We start from the raw sequence: 17,381 nt of genomic DNA, 5'->3' as shown, positions 1-17,381 counted from the left end.
TCAGGGCGCCAGGGCGCGCTCCATGACGATCGCGTCGATCCGGCGGGGGCCGATGCGGTAGTAGCCGCGGCGGCGGTCGATCGCGGTGTATCCCGCCTCCTCGTAGACGCGGCGGGCGCGGGTGTTGTCCTCGCGCACCTCGAGCAGCATGCGCTGGGCGCCGCCGGCCAGGGCCTGCGCCTCGCACCAGGCCAGCAGGGCCCGTCCGATGCCGCGGCCCGGCCGGGTGGTGCCGATGGTGTGCAGGTCCGCCGCGTCGCCCGCGATCATGATCCCGGCGTAGCCGATGATGGTGCGCTCGTCCTCGGCCAGCGCCACGACGTAGCGGCGGGAGGAGTGGGCGATCTCCTCGGCGAGCTGCCACGGCGTCCACGCCTCGTCGGGGAACAGGACGAGCTCCGCCGCCGCGATCTGCTCGACATCGGCCGGGGTCGCCGGGCGCAGGCGCGCCGGGGCGGCGGGATCGCCGTCGGGCGCCCGGGGATCCTGCGCGGGGATCACGGCGCGGTCGGGCGGTCGCCGAGGCCGAGCGCGCTCTTGCGCACGGACGGCTTCGCGGCGTCGGGCTCGCGCAGGTACATCGGCTCCGTGTCGGAGAGGTCCTGGCCCTGCGCGGCCAGGCGCGCGGCGACGGCGACCAGCGCGCCGGCATCGACGTGCGGGATCCGCGCCGTGGCCGGCAGCAGGTCCGGGTACAGCTCGGTGCCGGATCCGACGAGGAGATCCGCGGAGCGCAGGTCCTCGCAGACCTCTGCGGGGGCGGAGACGGCAGGTCCCTCGACGCGGACCATGGCGCCCTCGGCATCGGCCCGGTACCGCGCCCAGTAGACCTCCCGGCGCCGGGCGTCCAGCGCCACGGCGATGCTGCGCCCCTCCGGCGCGGGGCCTGCGGCGGTGAGGGCCTGCAGCGCGAGCGCGTCCAGGGAGCACACGCCGTACAGGGGGATGTCGAGCGCGGCGGCGATGGTGCGGGCGACGACCAGGCCCACGCGCAGACCCGTGAAGGGTCCGGGGCCGCGGCCGGCGACCACGCCGGTGAGATCGGTGCGGGCGGCGCCCGCCTCGGCGAGCACCTCGTCGACCAGGGTCAGCAGGACCTCGTCGTGGTGGCGGGCGCGGGCGTCGGAGCGGACCGCGAGCACCTCGGGCCCGGGGCTTCCGGCGGCGGCCCCGGCGGCGGCCGCTGCCGCCGTCCCGAGGCCGGTGCCCTCGGCGCGCACCAGCGCCACGCTCACGGCGCCGGACGTGTCGATCCCCAGCAGCATCAGCTCTCCTCCTCGGTGCGGTCGCGGTCGGCGGGCGCCGCACCGGCACCGCTCCGGACATCGGTTCCTGCGCGGGCCTGCAGGTCGGCATCGGCCGCGACGGCCGCGAGCTCCTGCGCGAGAGCGGCCACGGCGGCCTCGTCCCAGCGCGGCCCGGTCGCGGTCAGGGTGAGGGTGCGCGGCTCCTCGGGGTTCTCCGGATCCTCCGCGTCGCCCTCGTCGGGGCGCTGCAGCACCACGCGCAGATGCGAGTCGACCAGGTGCTCGACCCGGTCACGGCCCCATTCGACGACGGTGACGGCGTCGTCCATCTCGGTCTCGAGGTCGAGGTCGTCGATGTCGAAGGCGCCGGCCAGACGGTACGCGTCCACGTGCACCAGCTGCGGGCCGCCCACCAGGCTCGGGTGGACGCGGGCGATGACGAAGGTCGGGGAGGCGACGGGACCGCGCACGCCCAGGCCCTCGCCGAGGCCCTGGGTGAAGGTCGTCTTCCCGGCGCCGAGCGGCCCGTCCAGCACCAGCAGGTCGCCGCGGCGCAGGTGCCCGGCGAGGGCGAGCGCGGCGCGGCGGGTCCCCTGGGCGGTGCCGGTGCTCACGACGATCTCGTGACCGGCGCTCATCCCTTCACCTGCCGCGGCACGGAGGCGGAGACGGAGGTGAGGACCTCGTAGGGGATCGTCCCGCCGGCCTCGGCCCAGTCCGCCGCGGTGGGGACGGTCAGGGCGCGCCCCTCCTCGTCGGGCAGCAGCCCGTCGAGCACCTCGCCGAACAGGACCACCTCGTCGCCGGCCTGGGCACGGGACTCGGGGCCGAGGTCCACCACGATCTGGTCCATGCTGATGCGGCCCACCTGCCGGGCGGCCTGGTAGCCGCTGCGGGTCCGCACGAGCACCTCGACCTTCCCGGAGGAGGCGCGGTGCAGGCCGTCGGCGTAGCCGATCGGCAGCAGACCCAGCCGGGTGGGCTGGTCGGTGGTGTGGATGTGGCCGTAGCCGACGGTCGAACCGGCCGGGACCTCCTTGACCATCGCCACCCGCGTGGTGAGCGTGAGGGCGGGCCGCAGCCGCACCGGCGAGGGCACCGGCGGGTACCCGTACAGGCCGATCCCGATGCGCACCAGGTCGCGGTGCAGCTCGGGGCGGGTCAGGGTGGCCGCGGTCGCGGAGATGTGCTGCAGCGGGACCGGGCCGACCTCCTCGCACAGCTGCGCGAAGGCGGCGTCGAAGGTCTCGACCTGCTGATCGGTCATCGGATCGGAGGGGTCATCGGCCGCGGACAGGTGCGTCCACGCGGCGGCGATGGAGAGGTAGTCGTCGGAGGTCGCGGCGTGGCCCAGCTCGCGCACGCGGGAGGGGACCACTCCCCCGCGGCCCATGCCGGTGTCGATCTTGATGTGCACGCGGGCACGGCGGTCCGCGGCGCGGGCGGCATCGGCCACCATGCGGAGCATCAGCTCGCTGCCCACCGACACGTCCACGCCCGCCTTGATCACCTCGGGCAGCACGACCTGCGCCGTGGAGGGCTCGAACAGCCAGGTCAGGATCGGCACGTCCAGCCCGGCGCGGCTCAGGGCCAGGGCCGATGCGGGATGCGCCGCCCCCAGCCAGGTCGCTCCCCCCTCCAGGGCCGCGCGGGCCGCGGTGAGCATGCCGTGCCCGTAGCCGTCGGCCTTGACGATCGCCATCAGGGCGGTCTGCTCCTCGAGCACACCGGTGATCTGACGGGTGTTGTAGGTGATGGCGGACGGATCGATCACGGCCCGGTTGGGCACGTGGCGCGGATCCTCCGCAGGAATCGGGACGGTCATCGTTCTCCTCGATCGGTGCCGGCCACGTCAGCGGGCCGTGCTCCCCGCTCGGCGACGACGATCGCCGTGGCGATGTCCCCGTCGTGCGAGAGCGAGAGGTGCAGGTGGGTCACGTCGAGCTGCTCGGCGGCGGCGAGCGCGGCGCCGCTGAGGACGAGATACGGACGCCGGTCGGGGGTCCGCTGCACCGTCACATCCTGCCAGGAGTAGTCGCCGGGAGCTCCCAGAGCCTTGCCGACGGCCTCCTTCGCGGCGACGCGGGCGGCGCGCGAGGCGGCCGGCAGATGCCGCTCGGACGGGGTGAGCAGGCGGTCCCGCAGCGCCGGGGTGCGCTCGAACATGGCGCTCAGGCGCGCCACCGAGACCACGTCGATCCCGACGCCCGCCAGGAGCGCCGAGCTCGCCGGCGGGAAGGCCCGGGCCGCGGGGTCGACGACGGCACGGGGCGCCGGCTCCTGTCCGTGCGCCCCGTGCTCGTCGATCTGTGTCACGCCGTTCACCCCGGCAGTATCACATCATTCGACGGTGACCGACTTCGCGAGGTTGCGCGGCTGGTCCACGTCCAGCCCCTTCGCGGTCGCCAGCTCGCAGGAGAAGATCTGCAGCGGGATGACCGTCAGCAGCGGGGCGAACAGCGCCCGCGTGCGGGGGTAGCGGATGACCTCGTCGGCGTACGGCAGGACCGCCTCGTCGCCCTCCTCCGCGATCACCAGGGTGCGGGCGCCCCGGGCCCTGACCTCCTGGATGTTCGAGACGACCTTCGAGTGCAGCGAGTCGCGCCCGCCCGGCGAGGGGACGATGACGAACACCGGCTGGCCCTCGTCCACGAGCGCGATCGGGCCGTGCTTGAGCTCGCCCGCGGCGAAGCCCTCGGCGTGGATGTAGGCGATCTCCTTGAGCTTGAGCGCACCCTCCATGGCCGTGGGGTATCCCACGTGCCGGCCGAGGAACAGGACGCTGGTGGCGTCCTTCATCTCCAGCGCGAGGCGCTCGACCTGATCGGAGCTGTCGAGCACCTCCTGGATCTTCTCGGGGATGGCGGAGAGGTCCTCCATCTGCTGGGCGATCTCGTCGGGGTAGAGGTTCCCGCGCACCTGCGCGAGGAACAGCCCCAGCAGGAAGCAGGCGGCGATCTGGCCGAGGTACGCCTTGGTGGAGGCGACCGCGATCTCCGGGCCGACGTGCAGGTACAGCGCGGCGTCGGCCTCGCGCGGGATGGTCGAGCCGCGGGTGTTGCAGATCGCGACGACCTTCGCGCCCTGCTCCTGGGCGTGGCGCACGGCCATCAGGGTGTCCATGGTCTCGCCGGACTGCGAGATCGCCACGACCAGCGTCTTCTCGGTGACGACGGGGTCGCGGTAGCGGAACTCGTGGGCGAGCTCGACCTCCACGGGGATGCGGCACCAGTGCTCGATGGCGTACTTCACCACGGCGCCGGCGTTCGCGGCGGTGCCGCAGGCGACCACGACGATCTTGTCGATCGTGCGCAGCACGGCCTCGTCGATCTTCATCTCGTCCAGCTGCAGCTTGCCGTCCTCGATGCGGCCGCGCAGCGTATCGGCCACGGCCGATGCCTGCTCGTGGATCTCCTTGGCCATGAAGGAGGCATAGCCGCCCTTCTGCGCGCCCTGGGCGTCCCACTCGATGGTATAGCGCTTGGCGTCGGTGACCGGGGTCCCCTCGAAGTCGATGATGTCCACGCTGTCGGCGGTGACCGTGACGACCTGGTCCTGGCCCACCTCGAGCGCCTCCTTGGTGGCGTCGACGAAGGCGGCGACGTCCGAGCCCAGGAAGTTCTCCCCCTCGCCCAGGCCCACCACGAGCGGCGAGTTGCGGCGGGCGGCGACGACGGTGCCCGGCGCGGTGCGGTGCACGGCCAGCAGGGTGAAGGCACCCTCGAGGCGGCCGGCGGTGCGGCGCATGGCCTCGGTGAGGTCGCCGGCGGTCTCCATCTCGCGGGCGACCAGGTGGGCGGCGACCTCGGAGTCGGTCTCGGACAGGAAGGGGTAGCCGTCGGCCTCGAGCTCGGCGCGCAGCGCGGCGAAGTTCTCGATGATGCCGTTGTGGACGAGGGCCAGCTCCTGCTCGCGGCCGCCCAGGTGAGGGTGGGCGTTGCCGTCGGTGGGGGCGCCGTGGGTGGCCCACCGGGTGTGGCCGATGGCCACCGCGGAGGGGGTCTCGCGCCGGCCCTCGAGGGCCTCGCGGAGGTTGGCGAGCTTGCCGGCGCGCTTGTCGACGCGCACCTGGTCGCCGTCCAGCACGGCGACGCCCGCGGAGTCGTAGCCGCGGTACTCGAGTCGGGCGAGGCCCTGGAGGGCCACGTCGACGGGACGGGGGGACGGGGCGCCGCTGACGGGGCCTGCATATCCGACGATTCCACACATGGTGCTCACCGTAGCGGCGCGGACCCGGATTCCCATGCCTCTCCCGCCACGCGGTGAGAGGTCCTGCTCACTCTTGCCGGGGTCGCTGCGCGCCGCTGGCGGAGCTGTGCGCGGACCTGTCACAAACGCTCAGGGGCGCTCGGGGGCGGGCCCCGCGGCGACCGGCCGCAGCGGCGTGCCGCGACCCCTCCCCGAACCTGCAAGAATGTCGCCCCATGAAGCCTGCTTCGTCATCGGGGACGCCCTCTCCCTTCGACGAGATCCCCCGAGCCGACTGGGCCGGGCTGTCGGACCGCACCCCGCTGCCGCTGTCCGCCGCCGATGTCGATCATCTGCGCGGCCTCGGCGACCGGATCGACCTGCACGAGGTCGACGCCGTCTACCGCCCGATCTCGCGCCTGCTGAACATCCACGTCGCCGCCGCCCAGAACCTGCGCCGCTCCCGCAGCGCGTTCCTCTCCCAGAGCCAGGAGCGCACCCCGTACATCATCGGCGTGGCCGGATCGGTCGCCGTCGGCAAGTCGACCACGGCCCGCCTGCTGCGGGAGCTGATGGCGCGCTGGCCCGACACCCCGCGCGTGCAGCTGGTGACGACCGACGGCTTCCTCCACCCCAACGCCGTGCTCGAGGAGCGCGGCATCATGCACCGCAAGGGCTTCCCCGAGAGCTTCGACCGGCGCGCCCTGCTGCGCTTCGTCGCCGATGTGAAGGCCGGCATGGAGCGGGTCGAGGCCCCCGTGTACTCCCACCTCGTCTACGACATCGTCCGCGACGAGCGCGTGGTCGTGGAGCGGCCGGACGTGCTGATCCTCGAGGGCCTCAACGTGCTGCAGCCCGCGCGCCCGCGCCTGGACGGACGGCTGGGCCTGGCGGTCTCGGACTACTTCGACTTCTCGGTCTACGTCGACGCCAAGCCCGAGGACGTGCGCCGCTGGTACATCGAGCGCTTCCTGCAGCTGCGCGAGACGGCCTTCACCGACCCGCGCTCCTACTTCCGCCGCTACGCCGAGCTCACCGACGAGCAGGCCCGCGCCACGGCGCAGCGCATCTGGCGCACCATCAACGGCCCCAACCTCGTCGAGAACGTCCTGCCGACCCGCGGCCGCGCCGACCTCGTCCTGCGCAAGGCCCCCGACCACCGCGTCCACAGCGTCCTCCTGCGCAAGGTCTGAGCCGGGCCCTCCTTCTGTCCCCCTCCCCCCTTTCTCCTTCCCGACGCCCCGAGCCCGGCCCCGTCCCCTCCCCCTCCCGCGCGCCCCGAGCCCGCCCCAGTCCCCTCCCCCTTTCTCCTTCCCGTCAGCCCGAGCCCGGCCCCGCATCCTCTCCCCGCCGGCTCGAGCCGCTCCAGACCCTCCTCCCGGGCGGCTCCCCCCGTACCTCGCCATCGAGCGGATTGATTCCGTCGCATCCCGACGAGGTAGCGACGGATTCACTCCGATCGTTCCCGTAGCGACGGAATCACTCCGATCGTTGTCGTCACGACGGCATCGCTCCGATCGGTGTCATCGCTGGGACGACTCGTCGATCGTTCCCGGTTGCGAGGCCTCCCCTGTCGATCATTCCCGGTTCCGAGGCCTCCCCTGACGATCGTTCCCTCCCGCACGCGCCCCGAATCCCCCGGTCGAGAGGGTCGGCTGCTGGTGTGGATATCGCTGTGACCTGCCCGGTGTGGATGACTTCGGGCAGGTCCGGCACGGGGATGGCACGGTCGTCGCATGCCGCGGCGTCCGAAGCCCCTCCCTCCTGGTCTCCGTCCGGGCGCCTTCACCGTTGCGCAGGCGGCCCGGCTCGGAGCGGGGCCCGAGCGCCTCCGCCGGGCCGATGCGGAGCGCATCGGCTACGGGGTCTATCGCCTCCGCGAAGCGACCACGACGGAGCTCGACCTGGCCGCCGCGCTGCTGGACGATCTCCCTGGCGCCGTCCTCTCCGGCCGCAGCGCGGCGCGGGCGCGGGGCTTCCCTCTGCCCCAGCACCTGCAGGGCTGGTCCGTGGGCGATCCGATCGAGGTCACCATCCCGCCCTGGTGCTCGCCGACGCACCGTGCCGACATCGTGACCCGTCGCGCCGAGATCCCGGAGGCGCATCGGCGGCGATTCCAGGGCGTCCCGATCACCTCGTGCGAGCGCACGTGGCTGGACCTGGCGGCCGATCTGGACCTGCCGGACCTGGTGAGCATCGGCGATCATCTGGTGCGCGTCCCCCGACCGGAACTCGAAGGCCGGATCGAGCCCTTCAGCTCCCCGGACCTCCTCGCCGCCGTCGTCGAGGACGGCGCCGGCCGGCCCGGCGTCCGCTCCGCCCGCGCTGCGCTCGGCCTCGTCCGCATCGGCGCCGACTCGCCGCGGGAGACCGAGCTGCGGCTGGCCCTCGGCGAGGCGGGCATCCCGGAGCCGCTGCTGAACGTGCCGATCGTCGGCCCCGGCGGCCGCCTGCTGCACGAGCCGGACCTCCAGTGGCCGCGGTTCCGCGTCGCCGCGGAGTACGAGGGCGAGCACCATCGCACCCCGGAGCAGATCGCTCGGGACATCGACCGTGCGGAGACCATCCGACGGATCGAGTGGCGCGAGGTCCGCATCGTCGCCCCGCACATGTCCCACGGCGCCGACGAGGCCGTGCATCGGATCGTCGACGCCCTGGTCGACGGGGGCTGGGACGGACGCCCGTGACCTCGACCCCCGGGCGCCTGCCGCGGCTGCGCCGGCGCGTCCGAGGATCCCCTTGGCCGCGCTCAGCCCTTCGGGCGCGTCCCGGAACGGATGGGTGTGGGAGTGATGCCCCGAGGCCACGAACGAGCGGAGTGAATCCGTCGATACGCGAACGATCGGAGTGATTCCGTCGCTACCTCGTCGGGATGCGACGACTTCACTCCGCTCGATGCACGGGGCATGCGACGGGCCGGCGCCGCGGGGGGTGTCCCTATGTTCCGAGTCAAGCCGCGAGGGCGGCTGGGTCGGGGCTGGGGACGTTGATGGGTGGTTGGTAGTAGGTGCCGTTGCGGAGCATGGCGAAGATGACGTTGCATCGGCGGCGGGCCAGGCAGATCACCGCTGCGTTGTGGCGCTTGCCCTCGGCGCGTTTGCGGTCGTAGTAGGCCTTGGAGACAGGGTCGGAGTGCGAGGCGACCCAGGAGGAGTAGAACAGGGCGTTCTTGAGGCGCTTGTTACCGGATCTGGCGGGGAACTCGCCCCTGATCGAGGTGCCGGAGCGTCGCGTGACCGGTGCGATGCCGGCATAGGCCGCGAGGTGGCCGGCACTCTCGAACGTGCTGGCATCGCCGATCGCGAGGAGGATCTGGGCGGCGGTCTTGATGCCGATCCCCGGCATGCTCATCAAGACCCCGGCGAGAGGGAAGTCCTCCAGCATGGCTTCGACCTCCCGGGCCACTGTCGCCCGCTGCTCCTTCAGCTCTTTGACCTGGCCTGCGACTCTCGGGATCACCAGTTCCACGGCCGCGGTCGCCGGAACGACCACGGTCTGCTCGTCCAAAGCCGCGAAGACCTGGTCGATCAGAGCCTCGGGATCACGGCGCGCGTGGGCGCGGGCGAACCGGAGAACTCTGCCTCTGCCGGCAGTTCTGAGTCCGGTGGGTCCTGCGAACTTCTCCAGCAGGTCCAGCACGATGCCGGTGGAGAGCGTGCCGCCGGTGAAGACGCGTTCGAGGGCGGGATGGATCTGGGTGAGCAGCGACCGGATCCTGTTCAGCGCTCTGGTGGTCTCCTGGGCGAGGTCCTCGTCGAAGCCCGCGAGGACCTTCAACGCGGAGAGGACCTCGTTGTCGCGGTCGACGGCCCGGAGGGTATGAGGCATCGTCCGGGCGGTGTCGGCGATGATGAACGCGTCCCGGGCATCGGTCTTCGACCGGCCCGGATACAGGTCCGCGGCCTTCCGCATCGCCAGCCCGGGCAGGTAGGCGACTGCGCAGCCGCAGTCCTTGGCGACCGCGATCGGCAGTGCCCCGATGGTGTTGGGCTGGTCCACGACCATCAACACCTCTCCGTGCTTCTGCAGGCCTGTGAAGACCTCGCGCAACTCGGCCTCGTCCTGCGGGAGAGGCTTGTCGAACAATCTCTCACCGTCGGGGTCGAGGGCGCAGGCGTGGTGCCCGGTCTTCCCGACGTCCAGGCCGATCACGACCGTGAATCTGGGATCCATGATGTCGTCCTCCTTGAACGCATCACTGCTGGTCACAGTCGCGACACCCGATGCCGGCACCCACGTTACGACGAGACCTCAGACTGTCCTGGGCCGTGTCCCTATCAGCGGTCAACGCGTGTCTCTCGACCGGGCGGCAACACCCCCCGGACCATTGATGGCAGGGCAACAAAGCCATACCCGGCCGAGCGACCAGACCCCGACCATCGGGGCCCTCACAAGGTAACGGGCGCCTCAGCGCGCCACCCGCTGCCCGTAGCGCTCCAGCTCGATCTGCTCGAGCGACTTCCCGCGCGTGTCCGGGGCGCCGAGCACGCCGACCACCAGGGCGACCACCAGGAACGCGATCATCAGCAGGCCGACGACGGGCACGCCGCGCGCCTCGAGCAGGGTCGGGAAGAAGAAGCTCAGCACGCCCACCAGGATCCGGGCGATGAAGAACAGCACGCCCTGGGCGGTCGCGCGGTACGGGGTCGCGAACATCTCCGCGGTCCACAGGGCGTAGAAGGCCTGCGCGCCGATGCCGGCGGAGACGCCCCACAGCACCGCGAACAGCACCAGCAGCGGCATCGTCACGTGCGCGAACACCAGCAGCACCCAGGCGGCGATGCCCAGCACCGCGCCGATCCCGTACAGCAGGCGCCGGTCCATGCGGTCGCCCAGGAGCATGAAGCCGAGGTAGGTGGCGATGACGGTGAGCGTCCACACGAGCACCTGGAGGAGGTTCTGGCTGGCCGCCGATTCCACGCCCGCGCTCTGGTAGACGCGCGGCATGAAGATGCCCATCTGCCCGGCGACGAGGTTCCACAGCGAGTAGACGCCGATGAGGAACAGCAGGGCGCTCACGTTGCGCGGATGGGAGAGCAGCTCCTTCAGCCCGCGATGGTGCACGGCCGCGCCCTGGGCGGCCGCGGCCTCGCGCTCGGCCTTCTGCGCGGTCCAGATGTCGGATTCGGCCAGGCCCCGCCGCACCCACCAGGTGATCAGGGCGACCACGAAGAGGTGGGCGAAGATGAGCCGCGAGCCCAGCAGCCCCAGCGGCACCAGCGCGGTGGCGATCGCGAAGACGATGGCCGGGCCCAGCGACCAGGCCAGCTGGGCGGTGCCGACATGGCGGGCGCGGCGGTCGTGCGGCGCCTGCTCGGCGATGTAGGTCCAGGCGACGGGGACGCCGGCGCCCACCGCGATGCCGGTGAGCACGACGCCGAGCACGAGCATCCACGCCTGCGCCGCGAAGACGACCAGCAGGGTGCCGGCCATGTAGAGCACGAGGTCGTAGGTGTAGATGAACTTGCGCCCGTAGCGGTCCCCCAGCGGGCCGCCGATCATGGCGCCGATGGCCGCGCCGAAGGCGTTGGCGGAGATCGCGGCCACGAACCCGACCATCCAGGTGGAGAAGCCGAAGAACTCCTGCCAGAAGGTCAGCGAGGTGGCGAGGGCGATGATCGATCCGGCCTCGATGTAGTTGGACATCGCGACGGCGATGGTCGCCTTCCAGCCGCGGATCCGCCCGCCGGGGGCGGCGTCCTGGACCGTTCCGGCGGCCTGCTGCGGGGTCATGGCGTGTCTCCTTCGGCGCGGGGCGGGATGCGGGGGCCGATGCTAGCGACCGTGGTGAGTCGTTTCAACACGTCGTCGCCGGACCCCCGGCGCCCGCCGAAACCTTCTCGCCGGATGCTCGCGCGTGCTAGTGTGCGTTGAGTCGTTTCAAAGACGTCGGATCCCGAAGGAGCACCCCATGCCCACCCCCTCCGTCCTTCCCGATCAGGTCGCCCGGGACCTGCGGGAGTTCTCCATCGAGGTCCCCAGCTGGGCCTACGGCAACTCCGGCACCCGGTTCAAGGTGTTCGGCACCCCGGGCACCCCCCGCGACCCGTTCGAGAAGATCGCCGACGCCGCCCAGACGCACCGGCACACGGGCCTGGCCCCGCGCGTGTCCCTGCACTACCCCTGGGACCGGGTCGAGGACGTCGCGGCGCTGCGCTCCCACGCCGAGGACCTCGGCGTGAGCATCGGGATGATCAACTCCAACACCTTCCAGGACGACGAGTACAAGTGGGGCTCGCTCACCGCGGGGGATATGACCGTGCGCCGCCGCGCGATCGGCCACCACCTCGAGTGCCTGGAGGTCATGCGCGCCGCCGGGTCGAAGGAGCTGAAGATCTGGCTGGCCGACGGCACCAACTACGCCGGCCAGGATTCGATCCGCGCCCGCCAGGACCGTCTGGCGGAGTCCCTCGCGGAGGTCTACCAGGGCCTGGGCGAGGACGAGCGGATCGTACTGGAGTACAAGTTCTTCGAGCCGGCGTTCTACCACACCGACGTCCCGGACTGGGGCACGAGCCTGCTGCACTGCCTGGCCCTCGGCGAGAAGGCGCTGGTCGTGCTGGACACCGGGCACCATGCCCCGGGCACGAACATCGAGTTCATCGTCGCCCAGCTGCTGCGCCAGAACCGCCTGGGGGCCTTCGACTTCAACTCGCGCAACTACGCCGACGACGATCTCATCGTGGGCCTGGCCGATCCGTTCCAGCTGTTCCGGATCCTCTTCGAGATCGTCCAGCAGGATGCGCACCGCCCGGCCTCCGGCGTGAACTTCATGCTCGACCAGTGCCACAACGTGGAGTCGAAGATCCAGGGCCAGATCCGCTCGGTGCTCAACGTCCAGGAGACCCTCGCCAAGGCGCTGCTGGTGGACCGGGAGGCGCTGGCCGACGCCCAGGAGCGCAACGACGTGCTCGAGGCGAACGGCATCCTCATGGATGCCTTCTGGACCGACGTGCGCCCCGCCCTGGCGGCCTTCCGCGAGGAGCAGGGCCTCCCGGCGGATCCGTTCGAGGCCTTCCGCGCCTCCGGCTACGAGGAGAAGGTCGCCGCCGAGCGGGTCGGCGGGAACCAGATGGGATGGGGGGCCTGACGCCCGCGCCCCGCATCGCGCGCCCCCACGGAGCCCCCGCCTGCGCGGACGAGCAGGCGGGGGCTCCTGCGCGCGCGCAGGCCGCATCCCGCCGCGACCCCGCCGCGCCTACCCCTCTTTTCACACGCTCTCACATCATCTAACATGTTCTGACAGACCTCGGCGGGTCGTCCGCGCCCGCCCCCGACACAGGAGTCATTGCATGTCCCCGACAACGACGTCGCCGACGACCGGCCGGAGCTTCCTCGGGCTCTCCCCCGCCCTGCTGTGGGGCTACGTCGCGATCGCCTTCTTCATGACCGGCGACGGCCTCGAGCAGGCCTTCCTCTCCGACTACCTCGTCACCCACGCCGGCTTCACCACCGCCCAGACCGGCAGCATCTTCACCGTCTACGGGCTGATCGTCGCCCTCGGCGCCTTCGCCTCCGGCGTGCTCGCGGAGTACTTCGGGCCCCGCCGCGTCATGATCCTCGCGACGATCATGTGGATCGTCTTCCACGTCGGCTTCCTGTACTTCGGCGTCATGCAGGGCGACTTCGCCATGACCCTGGTCATGTACGCGATCCGCGCCGCCGCCTACCCGATGTTCGTGTACAGCTTCGTCGTCTGGATCTCCTACGCCGCGCCGGGGGACCGCCTGTCCTCGGCGATGGGCTGGTTCTGGTGCTTCTACTCCATCGGCGTCGGCGTCTTCGGCTCCTACCTGCCCAGCCTGACCATCCCGTGGATCGGCGAGATCGCGACCCTGTGGGCCTCGATCGCCTTCATCGCCGTCGGCGGCCTGCTCGCCGGCCTCCTCGTCCGCGGCCGGGGGCCCGAGCAGCACGGCCCGCGCACCCTCGCCGGACTGCTGGGCGTGCTCACCGAGACGCTCGTGATGCCCGTGCGCAACGTGCAGCTCGCCTACGGCATGATCCAGCGGATCATCAACCAGATCTCCCTGTACGGCTTCATCGTCATGCTGCCGATCGTCTTCGTGCGCGACCTCGGCTTCGCGCAGGGCACCTGGCTGAAGCTGTGGAGCCTCGTCTACCTGGTCACCGTGTTCACCAACCTCCTGTGGGGCGTGCTCGGCGACCGGATCGGCTGGGTGCGCACCGTGCGCTGGTTCGGCGCGATCGGCATGTGCGCGGCGACGCTGCTGCTGTACTTCGTGCCCGTGATCTTCGGCCCGAACCCGTGGCTGACCGCGGCGGCGGTCGTCGTCTTCGGCTTCGCCCTTGCCGCCTACGTGCCGCTTTCCGCGCTCATGCCGGCCCTCGAGCCGCATCGTCGCGGCAGCGCCGTGGCCCTGCTGAACCTCGCCGCCGGGCTCTCCCAGTTCATCGGATCGCTCATGGTCACGCTGCTGTGGGACCGCATCGGCACCACCGGCACGGTGATCGCCCTCGCCGCGACCTACCTCGTCTCCTTCGGCCTGAGCTTCCTGCAGAAGGTCGACCAGCGCGCCCTCGCCCAGGACGCCGGGGCGCCGGCCGCCTCCCCCGCCGCCGCGACGGCCGGCGAGGCCGCGGGCCGATGAGACCCCGGCACCGCGCGGGCCGCGGCTCAGAGCACGCGGGGCACGCGCCCGCGGTACTCCTGGAGCTCGGGCGCGGCGGCGGGCAGCTCGGTCGCGAGCACGCCCACGCGCTCGAGCGGCACCGCCGCCGCCGTCGCCACGGCGCCCAGCTTGTCGGAGTGCGCGCCGAGCACCACCTGGCCCGCGGCGCGGGCGAAGGCCTTCTTCACCTCGGCCTCCTCGAAGGTGTCCTCGAAGCAGAACTGCGGATCGATCGCCGCGGCGGAGGCGAAGAACGCGGTGAAGCGCATCGCGTCGAGCGTCGCGGTGGCGACCGGGCCGATCAGCGAGTCGCTGCGGGCGTCCTGCCTGCCGCCGGTGAGGATCGCGACGATGCCGGGCCGGCCGCGCAGCGCCTCGAAGGTGAGCAGGCCGTTGGTGACCACCGTGAGGTCCCCGCCGCCCTCGATCGCCCCGGCCAGATGGTGCATGGTGGTCGACGAGTCCAGGGCGATCACGCCCTCCTCCGGGACCAGCGGCAGCAGCTTGCGGGCGATCTCCCGCTTCTCCTCGCTGTGGGAGCGCGAGCGCCCGCCGAAGCTCACCGGCCCCGCATAGACCGCGCCCCCGCGCACGCGGCGCGCCAGCCCCCGCTCCTCGAGCCGATCGAGGTCGCGCCGCACGGTCATCTCGCTCACGCCCAGCTGCATCGCGGCATCGGACAGGGCCACGGACTGGGTCGCACGCAGCTCGGCGAGCAGCCGGTCCTGACGCTCCTGGGCCGCGAGAGATACCACCTGACCAGCATAGAGCAGCCCGCGCCCCACCCCGGGGCATGAAAGGACACCGCATGTCGACGCCCCCTCCGATCCTCGCCGCCGGCGACCGCTTCATCCTCCCGGAGCTGTTCGCCGAGGCCGCCGCCCGGCGCCTTGGCGAGCACGCGGACATCTCCACCCTGCAGCTCGAATGGCCCGACGTCCCCTTCCACAGCGTCGGCGGCATCCACGAGGCCTCCGGCACGGAGGAGGAGCTCCTCGAGGCCCTGCAGGGCCGCGCGGCGATCCTCACCCAGCTCGCCCCGCTGTCCGAGCGGGTGCTGCGCGAGAGCCCCGACCTGCGCTTCATCGGCGTCTCCCGCGGCGGCCCCACCAATGTGGACCTGCGCACCGCGCAGGAGCTCGGGATCCTCGTGGTCAACGTGCCCGGCCGCAACGGCATCGCCACCGCGGAGATGACCCTGGGCCTGCTGCTGGCGGCGTTCCGCCGCATCCCCACCGCGCACGGCTCCCTGCTGGAGCGGCGGTGGCGCGGCGACCTGTACCGGTACGACCAGGTGGGCCGGGAGGTCCACGGCGCGACCATCGGCCTGATCGGCGCCGGGGCCGTGGGGGCGCACGTGGCCCGCGTGCTCGCCGCCCTGGGCGCCGAGGTGCTCGTCTTCGACCCCTACCTCGCCCCCGGGGCGCTGGACGGGATCGCCGAGCAGGTCGCCGAGGTCGAGGAGCTGTTCCGCCGCAGCGACGCCGTCTCCGTGCACGCCCGGCTGAGCGAGGACACCGCCGGGATCGTCAGCGCCGAGCGCCTGGCCGCCATGCGGCCCGGCGGGATCCTCGTCAACGCCGCCCGCGGCGGCCTGGTCGACTACGCGGCCGTGGCGGACGCGATCCGCTCCGGACAGCTGGGCGCGGCCGCCTTCGACGTCTACCCCGACGAGCCCGTGGACATGGACGAGGGCGTGCTGACGCTCGCCCGAGAGGGATACGACGTGGTGCTCACCCCGCACATCGCCGGGGCCAGCCGCGAGACCGCCGCCCGCGCCGCCGAGGGCGTCGCCGAGGAGCTGCGGCGCTTCCTGGACGGCGAGGCGCCGCTGCACCCCCTCACCGAGGTGCCCCGATGACCGCCGCGACCGGACTGCTGCTGGGCATCGACGTCGGCACCAGCGGGGTGAAGGTGGTCCTCTCCGATCGCGACGGCGCCCTGGTGCGCGACGGCGCCCGCCGCTACCCCACCTCGGTGGACGCCCGCGGCGGCGCCGAGCAGGACCCCGGGGCATGGTGGTCGGCGCTCACGGAGCTCACCCGCTCCCTCCTCGGCCCCGAGCCGATCGCCGGGGTCGCGGTGACGAGCCAGGCCCCGACGCTCGTCCCGCTGGACGCCGAGGGCGAGCCCGCCGGTCCCGCGCTGACCTGGCTCGACCGCCGGGCCGAGGCCGAGGCCCACGAGATCGCGGCCGTCGCCCCCGGGCACCGGCACGGGGCCGATCCCTTCTTCGGCACCGCGAAGCTGCTGTGGCTGCGCCGGGAGCGGCCCGAGGTCCTCGCCCGCACCCGCACGGTGGTCTCCGCCAACGGCTTCGTCGTCCGCCGCCTCACCGGCCGCGCCGCCCTGGACGACAGCACCGCCGCGCTGCTGCAGGCCTTCGACGAGACCACCGGCGCCCTCGATGCGCGCCTCGCCGAGGCCGGGGTGCCCGCGGAGCTGCTCGGCGAGATCGTGCCGACCACGGCCGTGGTCGGCGCCGTCACCGCGGCGGCAGAGGCCGCCACCGGCATCCCCGCGGGCACCCCGGTGCTGGCCGGGGCCATCGACTCCGTCGGCTCCGCGCTCGAGGCCGGGGCCCTCGCGGTGGGCGATCCGCTGGTGGAGATGAACGGCTTCTCGAGCGTGACGATCCTGCCCGTCCCCGCCGGCGTGCACGTGCCGGGGTTCATCCATACCCGCCACTGCCTGCCGGGGGTCGATCTGCTGATCACCGCCCAGGTCACCGCCGGGGCGACCGTCGACTGGGTCAACGGCCTCGCCGGAGGCCCGCAGGACCTGCGCGAGACCGGGCCGCTGCGGGCGCGGCGGCGCCCCTCCCCGCTCATGGTGGTCCCCGCGCTGGCCGGGGAGCGCACGCCCAGCTGGAACCCCCGCACCCGCGGGATGATCGACGGGATCGGGCTGGACACCGACGGCGTGGACCTCATGCTCGCCGCCATGGAGGGCAACGCCCTCGCCCTCGCCGCCGACCTCGAGCAGCTGGCCGCGCACGGCTTCCCCGTCCCGGAGATGCGCGCCACCGGCGGCGGCTCCGCCTCGGACGTGTGGATGCAGATCAAGGCCGACGTCCTGGGGATCCCCGTCTCCCGTCCCCGCACCGGCCACGGCGCCGCGCACGGCGCGGCCTTCCTCGCCGGCATCGGCCTGGGGCTGCTCGAGCCCGCGCAGCTGCGCGAGCGCACCGCGGAGATCACCCGCACCTTCACCCCGGACGCCGCGCTCACGCAGGACTACGCTCGGCGCCGCCGGCGCTTCGCCCGCCTGCTGGAGCTGGCCCGGGACCGCGAGGACGCCTCGGCTTAGGATC

Annotated in this window: 15 protein-coding genes; 6 read left to right on the top strand and 9 right to left on the bottom strand. The window is 72.6% G+C overall.

All coding sequences use genetic code 11. From position 1 onward, the window contains the following. Genes BF93_RS19735 through glmS form a run of 6 tightly spaced genes read right to left on the bottom strand, consistent with a single transcriptional unit; the run spans nucleotide 1 to nucleotide 5,456 of the window. Nucleotides 1-501, bottom strand: a complete 501-nt coding sequence (locus BF93_RS19735) for a GNAT family N-acetyltransferase (RefSeq protein WP_232226177.1) — start codon at nucleotides 499-501, stop codon at nucleotides 1-3. Further along, nucleotides 498-1,265 (bottom strand): tRNA (adenosine(37)-N6)-threonylcarbamoyltransferase complex dimerization subunit type 1 TsaB, encoded by a 768-nt coding sequence (gene tsaB / locus BF93_RS19730; protein ID WP_038370662.1) that lies wholly within the window; start codon nucleotides 1,263-1,265, stop codon nucleotides 498-500. Before tsaB ends, BF93_RS19735 begins: the two co-directional genes overlap by 4 nt. Next, entirely contained in the window at nucleotides 1,265-1,885 is a 621-nt protein-coding gene (tsaE, locus tag BF93_RS03370; protein ID WP_084148226.1) for a tRNA (adenosine(37)-N6)-threonylcarbamoyltransferase complex ATPase subunit type 1 TsaE, read from the bottom strand. The genes tsaB and tsaE overlap by 1 nt, the downstream gene beginning before the upstream one ends. Beyond that, nucleotides 1,882-3,072, bottom strand: coding sequence for an alanine racemase (alr, locus tag BF93_RS03365; RefSeq protein ID WP_038370660.1), 1,191 nt, complete (start codon nucleotides 3,070-3,072; stop codon nucleotides 1,882-1,884). Before alr ends, tsaE begins: the two co-directional genes overlap by 4 nt. Next, nucleotides 3,069-3,572, bottom strand: coding sequence for a holo-ACP synthase (locus BF93_RS03360; protein WP_332248903.1), 504 nt, complete (start codon nucleotides 3,570-3,572; stop codon nucleotides 3,069-3,071). The genes alr and BF93_RS03360 overlap by 4 nt, the downstream gene beginning before the upstream one ends. Before the next feature lie 15 nt (nucleotides 3,573-3,587). Further along, nucleotides 3,588-5,456, bottom strand: a complete 1,869-nt coding sequence (gene glmS / locus BF93_RS03355; protein ID WP_038370659.1) for a glutamine--fructose-6-phosphate transaminase (isomerizing) — start codon at nucleotides 5,454-5,456, stop codon at nucleotides 3,588-3,590. 215 nt (nucleotides 5,457-5,671) lie between these two features. On the opposite strand from glmS, the gene coaA reads away from it, so the two are divergent. Further along, nucleotides 5,672-6,628, top strand: coding sequence for a type I pantothenate kinase (gene coaA / locus BF93_RS03350; protein ID WP_038370657.1), 957 nt, complete (start codon nucleotides 5,672-5,674; stop codon nucleotides 6,626-6,628). A 543-nt stretch (nucleotides 6,629-7,171) separates the two neighbouring features. Continuing rightward, nucleotides 7,172-8,122 (top strand): HAD family hydrolase, encoded by a 951-nt coding sequence (locus BF93_RS18805; RefSeq protein ID WP_051486475.1) that lies wholly within the window; start codon nucleotides 7,172-7,174, stop codon nucleotides 8,120-8,122. A 262-nt stretch (nucleotides 8,123-8,384) separates the two neighbouring features. Here the strand turns inward: BF93_RS18805 and BF93_RS03340 are convergent, their stop codons facing one another. Further along, nucleotides 8,385-9,608, bottom strand: coding sequence for an IS110 family RNA-guided transposase (locus BF93_RS03340; RefSeq protein ID WP_038371013.1), 1,224 nt, complete (start codon nucleotides 9,606-9,608; stop codon nucleotides 8,385-8,387). A 234-nt stretch (nucleotides 9,609-9,842) separates the two neighbouring features. Further along, the gene (locus BF93_RS03335) at nucleotides 9,843-11,168 is read right to left on the bottom strand and encodes an MFS transporter (protein ID WP_051486474.1); all 1,326 of its coding nucleotides are present in this window, start codon (nucleotides 11,166-11,168) and stop codon (nucleotides 9,843-9,845) included. 178 nt (nucleotides 11,169-11,346) lie between these two features. On the opposite strand from BF93_RS03335, the gene rhaI reads away from it, so the two are divergent. Both rhaI and BF93_RS03325 read left to right on the top strand, forming a co-directional pair. Continuing rightward, the gene (rhaI, locus tag BF93_RS03330) at nucleotides 11,347-12,525 is read left to right on the top strand and encodes an L-rhamnose isomerase (RefSeq protein WP_038370655.1); all 1,179 of its coding nucleotides are present in this window, start codon (nucleotides 11,347-11,349) and stop codon (nucleotides 12,523-12,525) included. A 202-nt stretch (nucleotides 12,526-12,727) separates the two neighbouring features. Next, nucleotides 12,728-14,047 (top strand): MFS transporter, encoded by a 1,320-nt coding sequence (locus BF93_RS03325; protein WP_084148225.1) that lies wholly within the window; start codon nucleotides 12,728-12,730, stop codon nucleotides 14,045-14,047. Between the two features lie 26 nt (nucleotides 14,048-14,073). Here the strand turns inward: BF93_RS03325 and BF93_RS03320 are convergent, their stop codons facing one another. Continuing rightward, nucleotides 14,074-14,823: a DeoR/GlpR family DNA-binding transcription regulator gene (locus BF93_RS03320; protein WP_038370654.1), complete on the bottom strand. Its 750-nt coding sequence runs from the start codon at nucleotides 14,821-14,823 to the stop codon at nucleotides 14,074-14,076. A 53-nt stretch (nucleotides 14,824-14,876) separates the two neighbouring features. Between BF93_RS03320 and BF93_RS03315 the strand changes: the two genes are divergently transcribed. Both BF93_RS03315 and BF93_RS03310 read left to right on the top strand, forming a co-directional pair. Next, on the top strand, nucleotides 14,877-15,929 hold the full coding sequence (locus BF93_RS03315) for an NAD(P)-dependent oxidoreductase (protein WP_038370653.1): 1,053 nt from the start codon (nucleotides 14,877-14,879) through the stop codon (nucleotides 15,927-15,929). Next, on the top strand, nucleotides 15,926-17,377 hold the full coding sequence (locus BF93_RS03310) for a xylulokinase (RefSeq protein WP_038370652.1): 1,452 nt from the start codon (nucleotides 15,926-15,928) through the stop codon (nucleotides 17,375-17,377). Before BF93_RS03315 ends, BF93_RS03310 begins: the two co-directional genes overlap by 4 nt. Nucleotides 17,378-17,381: the final 4 nt, after the last annotated feature.

The sequence above is a fragment of the Brachybacterium phenoliresistens genome (assembly GCF_000576425.1).
GTDB lineage: Bacteria > Actinomycetota > Actinomycetes > Actinomycetales > Dermabacteraceae > Brachybacterium > Brachybacterium phenoliresistens.
The sequence above is the reverse complement of the archived record's forward strand: the minus strand, read 5'-3'. Positions and strand labels throughout refer to the sequence as shown.

Coding starts and splice junctions, on each gene's coding strand:
- BF93_RS03310 (WP_038370652.1), top strand. CDS start 15,926: ATGACCGCCGCGACCGGACTGCTGCTGGGCATCGACGTCGGCACCAGC.
- BF93_RS03325 (WP_084148225.1), top strand. CDS start 12,728: ATGTCCCCGACAACGACGTCGCCGACGACCGGCCGGAGCTTCCTCGGG.
- alr (WP_038370660.1), bottom strand. CDS start 3,072: ATGACCGTCCCGATTCCTGCGGAGGATCCGCGCCACGTGCCCAACCGG.
- BF93_RS18805 (WP_051486475.1), top strand. CDS start 7,172: ATGCCGCGGCGTCCGAAGCCCCTCCCTCCTGGTCTCCGTCCGGGCGCC.
- rhaI (WP_038370655.1), top strand. CDS start 11,347: ATGCCCACCCCCTCCGTCCTTCCCGATCAGGTCGCCCGGGACCTGCGG.
- coaA (WP_038370657.1), top strand. CDS start 5,672: ATGAAGCCTGCTTCGTCATCGGGGACGCCCTCTCCCTTCGACGAGATC.
- glmS (WP_038370659.1), bottom strand. CDS start 5,456: ATGTGTGGAATCGTCGGATATGCAGGCCCCGTCAGCGGCGCCCCGTCC.
- BF93_RS03315 (WP_038370653.1), top strand. CDS start 14,877: ATGTCGACGCCCCCTCCGATCCTCGCCGCCGGCGACCGCTTCATCCTC.
- tsaE (WP_084148226.1), bottom strand. CDS start 1,885: ATGAGCGCCGGTCACGAGATCGTCGTGAGCACCGGCACCGCCCAGGGG.
- tsaB (WP_038370662.1), bottom strand. CDS start 1,265: ATGCTGCTGGGGATCGACACGTCCGGCGCCGTGAGCGTGGCGCTGGTG.
- BF93_RS03335 (WP_051486474.1), bottom strand. CDS start 11,168: ATGACCCCGCAGCAGGCCGCCGGAACGGTCCAGGACGCCGCCCCCGGC.
- BF93_RS03340 (WP_038371013.1), bottom strand. CDS start 9,608: ATGGATCCCAGATTCACGGTCGTGATCGGCCTGGACGTCGGGAAGACC.